Annotated in this window: 12 protein-coding genes; 5 read left to right on the plus strand and 7 right to left on the minus strand. The window is 58.3% G+C overall.

The genetic code is table 11. The annotated features are described in order from the left end of the window. The 4 genes from WLY71_RS14600 to WLY71_RS14615 form a co-directional block, all read right to left on the minus strand. Positions 1 to 1115, minus strand: a 1115-nt coding sequence (locus tag WLY71_RS14600; RefSeq protein ID WP_347804109.1) for a dipeptidase, incomplete at its 3' end; no start/stop codon positions are given. 198 nt (positions 1116 to 1313) lie between these two features. After that, complete coding sequence (locus WLY71_RS14605) at positions 1314 to 1949, minus strand: LysE family translocator (protein WP_129437498.1); 636 nt, start codon at positions 1947 to 1949, stop codon at positions 1314 to 1316. 1 nt (position 1950) lies between these two features. After that, a complete protein-coding gene (locus WLY71_RS14610) occupies positions 1951 to 2721 on the minus strand; it encodes a 2OG-Fe(II)-dependent halogenase WelO5 family protein (RefSeq protein WP_056742718.1) in 771 nt (256 codons plus the stop codon). Between the two features lie 92 nt (positions 2722 to 2813). After that, positions 2814 to 3440: an alanyl-tRNA editing protein gene (locus tag WLY71_RS14615; protein WP_347804110.1), complete on the minus strand. Its 627-nt coding sequence runs from the start codon at positions 3438 to 3440 to the stop codon at positions 2814 to 2816. Between the two features lie 91 nt (positions 3441 to 3531). Between WLY71_RS14615 and WLY71_RS14620 the strand changes: the two genes are divergently transcribed. Continuing rightward, positions 3532 to 4530 (plus strand): LysR family transcriptional regulator, encoded by a 999-nt coding sequence (locus WLY71_RS14620; RefSeq protein WP_347804111.1) that lies wholly within the window; start codon positions 3532 to 3534, stop codon positions 4528 to 4530. 65 nt (positions 4531 to 4595) lie between these two features. Here WLY71_RS14620 and WLY71_RS14625 read toward each other — a convergent pair whose 3' ends face one another. Together WLY71_RS14625 and WLY71_RS14630 are read right to left on the minus strand one after the other, a co-directional pair. After that, positions 4596 to 5003 (minus strand): PA2817 family protein, encoded by a 408-nt coding sequence (locus WLY71_RS14625; RefSeq protein ID WP_007905217.1) that lies wholly within the window; start codon positions 5001 to 5003, stop codon positions 4596 to 4598. An 83-nt stretch (positions 5004 to 5086) separates the two neighbouring features. Continuing rightward, a complete protein-coding gene (locus tag WLY71_RS14630; RefSeq protein ID WP_347804112.1) occupies positions 5087 to 7534 on the minus strand; it encodes an acyl-CoA dehydrogenase in 2448 nt (815 codons plus the stop codon). A 249-nt stretch (positions 7535 to 7783) separates the two neighbouring features. On the opposite strand from WLY71_RS14630, the gene WLY71_RS14635 reads away from it, so the two are divergent. The 4 genes from WLY71_RS14635 to WLY71_RS14650 all read left to right on the plus strand — a co-directional run bounded on the left by WLY71_RS14635 (position 7784) and on the right by WLY71_RS14650 (position 10952). Further along, entirely contained in the window at positions 7784 to 8443 is a 660-nt protein-coding gene (locus WLY71_RS14635; protein WP_347804113.1) for a transglutaminase-like domain-containing protein, read from the plus strand. A 43-nt stretch (positions 8444 to 8486) separates the two neighbouring features. Beyond that, a complete protein-coding gene (locus WLY71_RS14640) occupies positions 8487 to 9110 on the plus strand; it encodes a glutathione S-transferase family protein (protein WP_347804114.1) in 624 nt (207 codons plus the stop codon). Between the two features lie 133 nt (positions 9111 to 9243). Continuing rightward, complete coding sequence (locus WLY71_RS14645; protein WP_347804115.1) at positions 9244 to 10176, plus strand: ABC transporter ATP-binding protein; 933 nt, start codon at positions 9244 to 9246, stop codon at positions 10174 to 10176. Beyond that, positions 10173 to 10952, plus strand: a complete 780-nt coding sequence (locus WLY71_RS14650) for an ABC transporter permease (RefSeq protein WP_010461900.1) — start codon at positions 10173 to 10175, stop codon at positions 10950 to 10952. Before WLY71_RS14645 ends, WLY71_RS14650 begins: the two co-directional genes overlap by 4 nt. A 45-nt stretch (positions 10953 to 10997) precedes the next feature. On the opposite strand, the gene WLY71_RS14655 is transcribed toward WLY71_RS14650, so the two are convergent. Continuing rightward, entirely contained in the window at positions 10998 to 11519 is a 522-nt protein-coding gene (locus tag WLY71_RS14655) for a DUF2062 domain-containing protein (protein ID WP_347804116.1), read from the minus strand. Positions 11520 to 11541 lie beyond the last annotated feature (22 nt).

Below are 11541 nucleotides of genomic sequence, written 5' to 3' on the forward strand. Positions count from 1 at the left end.
GGCTCGGAGGAGTGGGCCGAAACGCCGGTGACCGTCAGCTTGACGTCTTTGCCGACGACCTTGGCGGTTACCTCGAAGTTGCCGCCATTGCGCTTGGCATAATCGCTACCTGCCTTCTGCAGGCTGGCGGCCAATTCAGCAGGCTTGTCACTCAAAAGGGTGGCGACCGATGTCGACGGAATCTGGTTGGTGGCCATGCCGCCCGTCATCGATATGATTTCAGCGCCCTTGCCCTCTGCCTTGCGCTTGGCAAAGTTCGCCATGACAGTGCCGTAGCCTTTCTCGGCAATCACTACCGGGTAGCCACCATCCAGCGCCAGGTTGTAGTTGGGTGTCGGGTTGTGTTCGAAGTAATAGGGGATGGCGTCGCCGGTGGTTTCTTCGGTGGTGTCGACCAGCAACTTGAGATTCCTGGCCAGCGGCAGCTTCTCTTCCTTGATGATCTTCATGGCGTAGAGCGTTACCACGATGCCGTTCTTGTCATCCTCGGTGCCCCGGCCATACATGCGGTCGCCGATCAGAGTGACCTTGAACGGGTCAAGTCGGGTGCCGTCTTTCAGGACCCAGTTCTCCGGCGTCACGGGCACCACATCGGCATGCGCGTGAATGCCCACGACTTCATCGCCACTGCCTTCCAGGGAGATTTCATAGACGCGGTTGTCGATGTTGCGAAAGTTCAGGTTGAAGGCCTGTGCAAGACCCTTGATCTTGTCGGCGATCTTGATGAATTCGGGATTGTCGTGCTGGGCAACACCGTCCACGCGGAAGGTCGGAATTGCCACCAGCTCGCGCAGGGTCTCGGTGGCGGCGCTGCCGTACTTCACGCGTGCATAGAGGCCGAGCAGGCGATGGATCTCGTTCTGCTGTTCGGGGGATAGGGCCTTTTTGTCGAGAAAGGCGCTGATGGCCGGGCCGAGGTCGTCGGTTTTGCCAAGGTCGCTTTTGGCCAGGCCTCCCAGGAACTGCCTGAAATCCGTTACCGATGCGTCGCTGAAGGTCTTGAGGATGGCCGCGCTCTGTTGCGGGGTGATGTTAGCGTGCGCTGTCAGGGTGAACGACGAAAGGCTGGCCAGTATCAGGGTTGACGCGGCCAGGTGCTTGAGTGAGAAATTCATTGTTGGGGGCATTCCTTTGCAGGCAGTTTGTGAGAGATTTCTGATCGATGAGGCAAGAAAACTTTCCCAAACTAACACCACGAGTGAGCAGTACGGGAGTCCCTGAAGTGAGATCTGTCGCACAGAAATGCAAAAGCGACGCAGAAACGAAAAAGGCCCGTCAGCCGACTGAGCGGGCCTTCTGCATGGGTGCAGGTTTTACATCGACAGAATCAGGCGCCCCGCGAACAGGATCAGAATCACCCCCATGGTGCGTTCGAACCAGTGCCCCATGCGCATAAACAGCAGCCGTACCCGAGCACTGGAAAAGAACAGCGCGACGATCACAAACCACAGCGCATTCACAAAACACATCCAGATTCCGTAAAGCGCCTGGATCTTCAGTGGCGTTGTGGCGCTGATGATGGTGGTGAAGATCGCCAGGAAAAACAGTGTGGCTTTCGGGTTGGTCGCGTTGGTCAGGAAGCCGGTGGTAAATGCCTTCAGCAACGTTTGTTCTACGGCCGGTTCGTCAGGCTTGTCGCCTTCCAGTACGGTCTTGGGCTTGCTGCGCAACAGGCTGACACCGAGGTACAAAATGTAAGCGCCACCCACAACCTTGGCCACCGTCAGTAGCCAAGGCGTCGTGTGCATCAGCGCGCCGACCCCGAGCAAGGTGTAAAGCACATGCACGGAAATGCCCGCGCCGATGCCCAGCGCCGTGCAAATCCCGACCAGTCGACCGAAGCGCACACTCTGACGGATGGTCACTGCGAAGTCCGGTCCGGGTGCGACCACAGCCAGAAAGTGGATAGTTGCCAGCGCCAGAAACTCGCCCAGGTAATTCGAAAGCATTTCAACTCCAGAAAGTAAGGGGTGAAGCATTGCCGCGATAGCCGACAAAGAACGAAAGGCTCAAGCGCGGATCAGCCACACCCGGTGTCACCGAGTGCATGCAGCGCGAATTGAACATGATGAAATCACCCGGCTCGGGAAGAATCTCCAGGGTCGGAGTCCCGAGCAGAGCCGGATCGATTCCGTAACTGTCGCCACGCATTTCGTCGAACTGGTCCGGGGAGATGTCGTGGTCCCACATCTGCAGTGCACCGCCCTCGGCGGGCATGTTCAGGTAAACATTGCAGGCGAACTGCGCTTCCAGGCTTTTGGCCTGATAACTGTCCGGGGCGTCCTTGGCGAAAATGTCGTGGTGGGCCAGAAAACAGATCCCGGGTTTCACCACCCGGGACAGCCCGACATACATCTTGCGACCGTAGAGATTTTCCAGGTGCGCACCCGCCGGCCAGGACTCGTCGAGCATGCAGCGCAGGGTGTCGACGGGGGACGAATAGGGCGCACACCGGTTGCGTAATTCCGCAATGTTGCGGGTGGCGCGTTCGAAATAATCTTCGATCAGCAGCGGCTGGTTTTCCGCTTCATAAAACGCCATGCCGATGCGACCGATGCTTGGCGCATTGATATAGCCTTCGAAGCCCGGGGCGAGGATCTTGTCGCCAATCTGAATCGCCAGTGGCTTGGGCAACAAGCCTTTGACGCGGATGGCGAGGACTTCTTCGTTGGCCAGTTTTTTTATGCACGTCTCATCGAGACGCTCGACGTCAAGCATCATGTCTTAGGTCCATCTATCAGATAGTCAACAGAACCCGCGACCGCAGGTTCCCCCGGCGTCAGGCGATGACAGGAACGGCATCGCCCAAATGCTCAATCCACGCTGTAGTGGACTGACAGCGTTCCCTTCTTCAGTGAAAGGGACGTGATTGTGACCGTGCCCAGATCCTTCAGGCTGCGTACATGGGTGCCGCCGCAGCCGTAGGCGGGCAGTTCACCGAAACCGATTTCCCGGGCGCCTTCACGCATTGACGTCAGGCGCGGCAGATCATTGGCGATCCACTGCTCGATGCCGTGCTGAATCATCTCTGCATCAACCTCTTTTGCCGACTCTGCCGGTTTGAATTGCACGCGTCCTTCGCCCGGCCAGTGATGAGCCTTGATCGGCATCCAGCCCATGGCCTGGACGAAGTGGCCGATCAGGTGGCCGGCGGAATGCATGCGTGAATTGAACTGGCGGCGTTGTTCGTCGACACGAATCTGAGTCATGCCCGGTTTTACCGGATGGTCGACGAAATGAATGATCCGGTCCGGATCCTGAACAACCCGCAGCACCCGGCTTTCGCCGATCCAGCCGGTGTCAAAGGGCTGTCCACCGCCTTGGGGATGAAACAACGTGGCGCGCAGCACCACGACAAATTCGTTCTCGTGGGGCGTGCAATCCAGGACTTCCACATTGGCCTTGAGGTCATCACTATGGAAAAAGAGGCGAAGCGTCATATTCCATGCCCTTATTAACAATTCTATTTTTTATTATATGAAGCGTGGAATTGCGTGATAATCCGTTCAAACATCAAAGGACTGTTGCGCTGTGAGCATAAATCTTCCACTGCCATTGCTCGGTGAAATGGCGATCTTCGTCAAGGTTGTCGAGACCGGCAGCTTCTCCGAGGCCGCTCGCCAGTTGGGTTCTTCACCCTCGGCGGTCAGTCGCAGCATTTCGCGTCTGGAGAAGGCGCTCGCCACCCGTTTACTGCAGCGAACCACGCGCAAGTTGCGCTTGAGCGACGGTGGGGAAGAGGTGTTCAAGCGCTGCCGGGAGATGGTCAGCGCAGCCAAGTCGGTGATGGAGATCAGCGGTCAGTTCACCCATGAAGCGGAAGGACTGGTGCGCGTCAGTGTGCCGAAGGCGGTGGGGCGTTTCGTGATTCATCCGCATATGCCGGAATTTTTGCGTCGTTATCCCAAAGTGGATGTGGAGCTGTTGCTTGAGGACCGCCAGGTGGATTTGATCGACGACAACGTTGATCTGGCGATTCGTATTACAGATCGGCCACCTGCTGGACTGGTCGGGCGGCAATTGCTCACCATCGATCATATGCTCTGTGCAACGCCGCAATACCTGGCCGAACACGGCACACCGACCCATCCCCACGACTTGCTCAACCACAGCTGCATCTATCTGGGCGAAACGCCGAGCGATGCACGCTGGAAATTCAAGAAAGGCACCAAGGCTGTCACCGTTGGCGTGCGCGGACGTTATGCGGCCAATCACACCGGCGTGCGGTTGGGCGCAGTGTTGCAGCACATCGGGATTGGCAGCCTGCCGTACTTCACTGCGCGTCATGCGTTGGAGCAGGGGCTGATCGTGCAGGTGCTGCCGGACTGGACTTTTCTGGCGTCATACCACGGCGGTGCCTGGTTGCTGCATTCGCCAACCCGTTATTTGCCACCGAAGTTACGGGTGTTGATCGACTATCTGGTGGCGTGCCTGGAGAAGGAACCAACGCTGAGCAAGCCGGGCAAGTTGAGTAGTGCGGGCAAGCTCGCGGCGGAGTATGAGTTGCCGGAGAGTGATGGGTTGCTCTGAAGCGAAGATCAAAAAAAAGGCCCGCATGTTCAACCATGCGGGCCTTTTGCATTTCTGACCGAGGATCAGTGCTTGCTGTCCTGGTTCGACATCGCCAGCAGCTGTTTTTCCTGGTTCCAGTCGAAAGGTTCGTCGTTTTGTTCAGCTTCGAAACGACGTTCTTCCAGCGCCTGGTACAAGTCGATTTCATCGTCGGGCATGTAATGCAGGCAGTCACCGGCGAAGTACCACAGCAGGTCGCGCGGGACCAGGTGGGCGATTTGCGGATAGCGGGTAATCACCTGGCACAGAATGTCCTGGCCCAGGTATTGGCTTTCGATCGGGTCGACCGGCAGCAACGCACGCAGTTCGTCGAAGCGCTCCAGGAACAAGGCATGGCTTTCTTCGGGAACCTGTTCGGCCTCACCTACGGCGACCAGGATGCTGCGCAGGTGGTCGAGCAAGACAAGATGATCGGCAACGACATTGGACACGAGATAAGTCCTCAAGAGCAAAACGGGCGCGGGAGTATAAAGCGCCCGCGCCCTTTTTTACATGGTAGAGGGCGCTGGCTGGATCAGCGGACCTTTCCTTCTGCCAGCGCCAGTTCCTTTTTGTCGAAATCATCGACATCAATCACCTTGCGCCGCGCCGCTTCGGCGTCACGCAGGGTCTGCGCTTCAACGGGCTGCAACACGCCAGCTTCAAGCGCTGCATCGATGGCGTGTTCCCCGGCGACCGGTTTGACCTGGCCGCTTTTGAGTGCGACATGAAGCTTTTTGCGCAGCGGTTGCGCGGCACTCAGCAGGTTACACGCATGTTGCAGGGCGCCGACCGGGTCATCCGTGGATTGCGGCCGGTAGCAACCGCCGAGCAACTCTTCCAGGGTCGGATCGCCCTTGGCGCGACCGATCACCGCCGCCACTTCCGCGCCGAGATTGTCCGATGGCCCTTTGTGACGACGACCGAACGGGAACACGATCACTCGCAACAGGCAACCCAACACCTTGTTCGGGAAGTTGGTCAGCAGTTCATCCAGCGCTCGTTCCGACTGACCCAGACTTTCTTCCATGGCCCAAGTAAACAGCGGTGCCATGTGCTCCGGTGAATCGAGGTCGTGGTAACGCTTGAGTGCGGCGGAGGCGAGGTACATGTTGCTGAGCACATCCCCCAGACGTGCCGACAGACGTTCGCGTCGTTTCAATTCGCCGCCCAGCAGCATCATGCTCAGGTCGGCGAGCATGGCGAACGCGGCAGCCTGCCGATTGAGGGCGCGGAAGTAACCCTGGCTGAGCCTGTTGCCCGGCATGTGTTCGAAATGGCCGACACCAAGGTTCAGCACCAGGGTGCTGGCGGCGTTGCTTACGGCAAAACCGATGTGCTTGAGCAGCAGACCATCAAATTCAGTGAGGGCCTGATCCTTGTCCTCACGTCCGGCGAGGGCCATTTCCTTGAGCACGAATGGATGGCAGCGAATCGCACCCTGACCGAAGATCATCAAGTTACGCGAGAGGATGTTCGCGCCTTCCACGGTGATGAAAATCGGTGCGCCATTCCAGCTGCGACCGAGGTAGTTGTTCGGCCCCATGATGATTGCCTTGCCGCCATGAACATCCATGGCGTGACTGATGCACTCGCGGCCGCGTTCAGTGAGGTGGTACTTGAGAATCGCCGACAGCACCGACGGCTTCTCGCCCAAATCCACTGCATTGGCCGTGAGCATCCGCGCGGCGTCCATCATCCAGGCGTTGCCGCCGATGCGCGCCATCGCTTCCTGAATACCTTCGAAGGCCGACAGTGGAACATTGAATTGTTCACGGACCTGAGCGTACTGGCCGGTCACCAGACTGGTGAACTTGGCGGCGCCGGTGCCGACCGCTGGCAACGAAATCGAACGCCCCACCGACAGGCAGTTCATCAGCATCATCCAGCCTTTGCCGAGCATTTCCTGGCCGCCGATGAGGAACTCCAACGGTACGAACACATCTTTGCCGGAGTTCGGGCCGTTCATGAATGAAGCGCCCAACGGCAAGTGACGGCGGCCGATTTCGACACCGGCAATATCGGTCGGGATCAACGCCAGACTGATCCCCAGGTCTTCCTCCTCACCCAGCAGGTGATCCGGGTCGTAGGCCTTGAAGGCCAGGCCGAGGAGGGTGGCGACCGGGCCCAGCGTGATGTAACGCTTCTCCCAGTTCAGACGCAGACCCAAGGTTTCCTTGCCTTCCCATTCACCTTTGCAGATCACCCCGGTGTCGGGCATGGAGCCGGCATCAGAGCCGGCCAGTGGGCCGGTCAGTGCGAAGCACGGGATGTCATCGCCGCGCGCCAGTCGTGGCAGGTAGTGGTTGCGTTGCTCGTCGGTGCCGTAATGCAACAGCAGTTCGGCCGGACCGAGGGAGTTGGGGACCATCACGGTAGAGGCAAGGTCGCCGCTGCGGGTCGCCAGTTTCATCGCCACCTGGGAGTGGGCATAGGCGGAGAAACCTTTGCCGCCAAACTCCTTGGGAATGATCAGGGCGAAGAAGCCGTTTTCCTTGATGTAGGCCCAGGCTTCGGGAGGCAGGTCCATGGTTTGACCGATCTGCCAGTCGCTGACCATGGTGCAGAGTTCTTCAGTCGGGCCGTCGATAAAGGCCTGTTCCTCTTCGCTCAACTGTACTTTTGGATAGGCCAGCAGTGTGTTCCAGTCCGGGCGACCGCTGAACAGTTCACCGTCCCACCACACCGTGCCGGCATCGATCGCATCGCGTTCGGTTTGCGACATCGGCGGCAGGGTTTTCTGGAACCAGCTGAACAGCGGCGCACTGAAATATTTACGGCGTAGATCGGGCAGCAACAAGGGCGCTGCGACAGCCGCGATCAACACCCAGAGAACCAGCAGCAACCAGCCTGGCGCGCGGCTGAAAACACCCATCGCCACCAGGTAGACGGCAACGATACCCAAGGCAGGCAGTGGAGCGATACGTCGGTGGGCTAAATAAGCAATCCCGACAACCAGAACCAGTATCCACAACAGCAGCATATTTAATCCTCCGTGAAACCAGGGCAAAACCAACTTTCAGAGCTTAGACGGCATCCGCAAAACAGGGTGGTCAGAGCGATGTGATTGAATTCGTGGGAAACCATGGATGAGTTTTGTAGGCCCGGTGGGCAACAGGCCGCGGAAATCGTTCGTTGGGTGGGCGGCAAAGCGTCCATGTTTGGCCGAAACGTCGTTATCTCTGTGCTGAACGTGTCGCTAGACTCGAGGCTTCCCCAGGAGATTGTTCTCATGCACGAGTATCTGAGTCCCGGCCCCTTCATCGATAGTGACCACCCGTCGGTGGTGGAGTTCGCCGAAAAACATCGCGGCAGTAGTCGCGATCCGCTCGAACAGGCGGTCAATCTCTATTACGCCGTGCGTGAAGCCGTGCGTTACAACCCTTACACCTTCAGTCGCGACCCGGATACCTTGCGCGGTAGTTATGCGCTGGCAGCGGGGGAGAGTTATTGCGTGCCCAAAGCCACGCTGCTGGCCGGGTGCGCCCGACATTGCGCGATCCCTGCGCGTATCGGCCTGGCGGATGTACGCAATCATTTATCGACGCCGCGGTTGCTCGAGTTGCTCAAGAGCGATGTGTTCGCCATGCACGGCTATACGGAGCTGTATCTCAATGGCCGCTGGGTCAAAGCCACGCCAGCGTTCAACCAAGGCTTGTGTGAACTGTTCAATGTCGCACCACTGGAATTCGACGGAATCAACGACAGCGTTTTCCATCCGTTCAATCGCGACGGCGAGCAATTGATGGAATACCTGATCGACCACGGCCAGTTCACCGACGTGCCTGAAGCGTTCTTTTTCGAGCACCTAGAGAAGTGCTATCCGCATCTGTTCAGCGACACACTGCCCGTGCTGCTGGGTGACATGCAGAGCGATTTGAGACGCGCCTGATCCGGCGTATGCTGCCTGCGCTTTCATCCATAAAGAGGCGGTCATGCTGAAGATCTGGGGTCGGAAAAACTCGTCGAATGTCAGAAAACCTTTGTGGGCCGCCGAGGAGCTGGGCCTGGCCTATGAAGCCATCGATGCGGGCGGTGCCTTTGGAGTAGTCGATACGCCGGAGTACCGCGCGATGAACCCCAATGGTCGCGTGCCGGTGATTGAAGACGATGGTTTCGTGCTGTGGGAATCCAACGCCATCGTGCGTTACCTGATGGCTCGCCACGCCAACGGCACGGCCTGGTATCCAGAGGATCTGCAGTCCCGGGCTTCTGCCGACAAGTGGATGGACTGGACCACTTCAAGTTTTGCCGGCCCTTTCCGCACGGTGTTCTGGGGTGTGTTACGTACACCGGAAAGTCAACAGGACTGGCCTGCAATCAACGCCGCGATCAAGGAGTGCGATGGCCTGCTGTCCATGGCCGATCAGGCGCTGGCGACCCAAACGTATCTGTCGGGCGATGAGATCGGCATGGGCGACATTCCTCTGGGCAGTTTCATTTATGCCTGGTTCGAGATGCCGATCGAGCGCGCACCGCAGCCTCATCTGCAAGCCTGGTATGCACGCCTGAAACAGCGTCCGGCGTATCAGAAAGCGGTTATGACCGCGTTGACTTAATACTCACTATCGACACACTTGACTGTACTTGTGTGGCGGCGACAAGCACCATTGCGCTCGTGCGCCGCGGTTGTATTAGTCGCCGCCCGCGCTTATTTGTCCCTTTCATCCCTTCTTGGTGCGTAAATCCGATATGAGTTCCGCTCTGTCCATCCGGCAGCTAACCAAAACCTACGGCAACGGTTTCCAGGCCCTGAGTGGTATCGATCTGGACGTCGCCGAAGGTGACTTTTTCGCCTTGCTCGGCCCTAACGGCGCCGGCAAATCCACGACCATCGGCATCCTCTCGACCCTGGTGAACAAGACCAGCGGGACGGTGAATATCTTCGGTCACGACCTGGACAAAAATCCTGCGCAGCTCAAGCGCTCCATCGGCGTGGTGCCCCAGGAATTCAACTTCAACCAGTTCGAAAAAACCTTCGATATCGTCGTGACCCAGGCCGGTTATTACGGCATCCCGCCGAAAATCGCCAAGGAACGCGCCGAGCAGTACCTGACCCAACTGGGCCTGTGGGACAAGCGCGATACGCCGTCGCGTTCACTGTCTGGCGGCATGAAGCGTCGACTGATGATCGCCCGTGCGCTGGTTCATGAACCGCGCTTGCTGATCCTCGACGAACCGACGGCGGGTGTGGACATCGAACTGCGTCGCTCGATGTGGACGTTCCTCACCGAGCTGAACAAGAAAGGCATCACCATCATCCTCACCACCCACTACCTGGAAGAGGCTGAGCAGTTGTGCCGCAACATCGGCATCATCGATCACGGCACCATCGTCGAGAACACCAGCATGAAACAGTTGCTCGGCCAACTGCATGTGGAAACGTTCCTGCTCGACCTCAAAAACACTTTGCAAACCGCGCCGCAGTTGCTCGGTTACCCGACCAAGCTGCTCGACAGCCACACCATCGAAGTTCAGGTCGACAAGGCCATGGGCATCACCGCGCTGTTCACCCAATTGGCGCAGCAGAACATCGAAGTGTTGAGCCTGCGTAACAAAACCAATCGCCTCGAGGAGTTGTTCGTGTCCCTGGTGGAGAAAAATCTGTCGAAGGTGGCGGTATGAGTTCCGAGCTGCAACCCAACCTCGTTGCCCTCAACACCATCGTTTACCGAGAGGTCAAACGCTTTACCCGGATCTGGCCGCAGACGCTGCTGCCGCCGGCCATCACCATGGTTCTGTACTTCGTGATCTTCGGCAATCTGATCGGCCGGCAGATCGGTGACATGGGTGGCTTCACCTACATGGAGTACATCGTGCCGGGGCTGATCATGATGTCGGTGATCACCAACTCCTACGGCAACGTGGTCTCGAGTTTCTTCGGCAGCAAGTTCCAGCGTTCCATCGAAGAATTGATGGTGTCGCCCGTGTCGCCGCATACGATTCTGATCGGCTACACCCTGGGCGGCGTGCTGCGCGGCTTGATGGTAGGGCTCATCGTGACCCTGCTGTCGCTGTTCTTCACCGAGTTGCAGGTGCATCACCTGGGCGTGACCATTCTGGTGGTGGTACTGACGGCGACGATCTTCTCGCTGCTGGGCTTCATCAACGCCGTGTTTGCGCGCAATTTCGATGACATCTCGATCATCCCGACGTTTGTGCTGACACCGTTGACCTACCTGGGTGGGGTGTTCTACTCGATCTCCTTGCTGCCACCGTTCTGGCAGACCGTGTCCCTGGCCAACCCGGTGCTGCACATGGTCAACGCGTTCCGTTACGGCATTCTTGGCGTTTCGGACATCAGGATCAGCGTGGCGATCACCTTCATGCTGGTGGCGACCGTGGTGTTGTACATCGGTTGCGCACGGCTGCTGGTCAGTGGTCGCGGGATGCGTACCTAATCGCGCACTGCTCAATCAGAAACGGCACCTCAGGGTGCCGTTTTTTTATTCTTGCCTCCGTCTTTTCTGGCGCCGCCGCCACTGCCGCCCGACCCACCAGCGCCAGTACATCATGGTCAGGCAATAGGCGAGGGCACCCAGTACCAGCCCCATCACCACTGAGCCGAGCAAAAACGGCTGCCAAAGAGTCGAGAGTTCGCCGCTGATCCATTCCCAGGTCAGCTCGTCCGGCAAATGGCGGGTAGGAACGTCCATCAGCCAGGCGCCGGTCTGGTAAGTGCAGAAGAACACCGCCGGCATGGTGATCGGATTGGTCAGCCAGACCAGGCTGACCGCAATCGGCATGTTGCCGCGCACCATGATGGCGAGAATGGCGGCGAGCAGCATCTGCAGCGGAATCGGCAGGAACGCCGCGAACAGACCAACCGCCATGGCCCGAGCGACGGAATGGCGGTTGAGGTGCCAGAGGTTCGGGTCATGCAGCAGGGTGCCGAGAAAGCGTAAGGACTTGTGTTCCTTGATGCTGATCGGGTCTGGCATGTAACGTTTGAATAAGCGCCGGGGCATAAGGCTTCTCGGTCGGTTAAGG

It is taken from the genome of Pseudomonas rossensis, assembly GCF_039888995.1.
Lineage (GTDB): Bacteria > Pseudomonadota > Gammaproteobacteria > Pseudomonadales > Pseudomonadaceae > Aquipseudomonas > Aquipseudomonas rossensis.

Bases quoted from the DNA above. Each gene is read 5' to 3' on its own strand.
- WLY71_RS14630 (WP_347804112.1), bottom strand. From the start codon at position 7,534: ATGCTGCTGTTGTGGATACTGGTTCTGGTTGTCGGGATTGCTTATTTA.
- WLY71_RS14640 (WP_347804114.1), top strand. From the start codon at position 8,487: ATGCTGAAGATCTGGGGTCGGAAAAACTCGTCGAATGTCAGAAAACCT.
- WLY71_RS14605 (WP_129437498.1), bottom strand. From the start codon at position 1,949: ATGCTTTCGAATTACCTGGGCGAGTTTCTGGCGCTGGCAACTATCCAC.
- WLY71_RS14645 (WP_347804115.1), top strand. From the start codon at position 9,244: ATGAGTTCCGCTCTGTCCATCCGGCAGCTAACCAAAACCTACGGCAAC.
- WLY71_RS14650 (WP_010461900.1), top strand. From the start codon at position 10,173: ATGAGTTCCGAGCTGCAACCCAACCTCGTTGCCCTCAACACCATCGTT.
- WLY71_RS14615 (WP_347804110.1), bottom strand. From the start codon at position 3,440: ATGACGCTTCGCCTCTTTTTCCATAGTGATGACCTCAAGGCCAATGTG.
- WLY71_RS14610 (WP_056742718.1), bottom strand. From the start codon at position 2,721: ATGATGCTTGACGTCGAGCGTCTCGATGAGACGTGCATAAAAAAACTG.
- WLY71_RS14655 (WP_347804116.1), bottom strand. From the start codon at position 11,519: ATGCCCCGGCGCTTATTCAAACGTTACATGCCAGACCCGATCAGCATC.
- WLY71_RS14635 (WP_347804113.1), top strand. From the start codon at position 7,784: ATGCACGAGTATCTGAGTCCCGGCCCCTTCATCGATAGTGACCACCCG.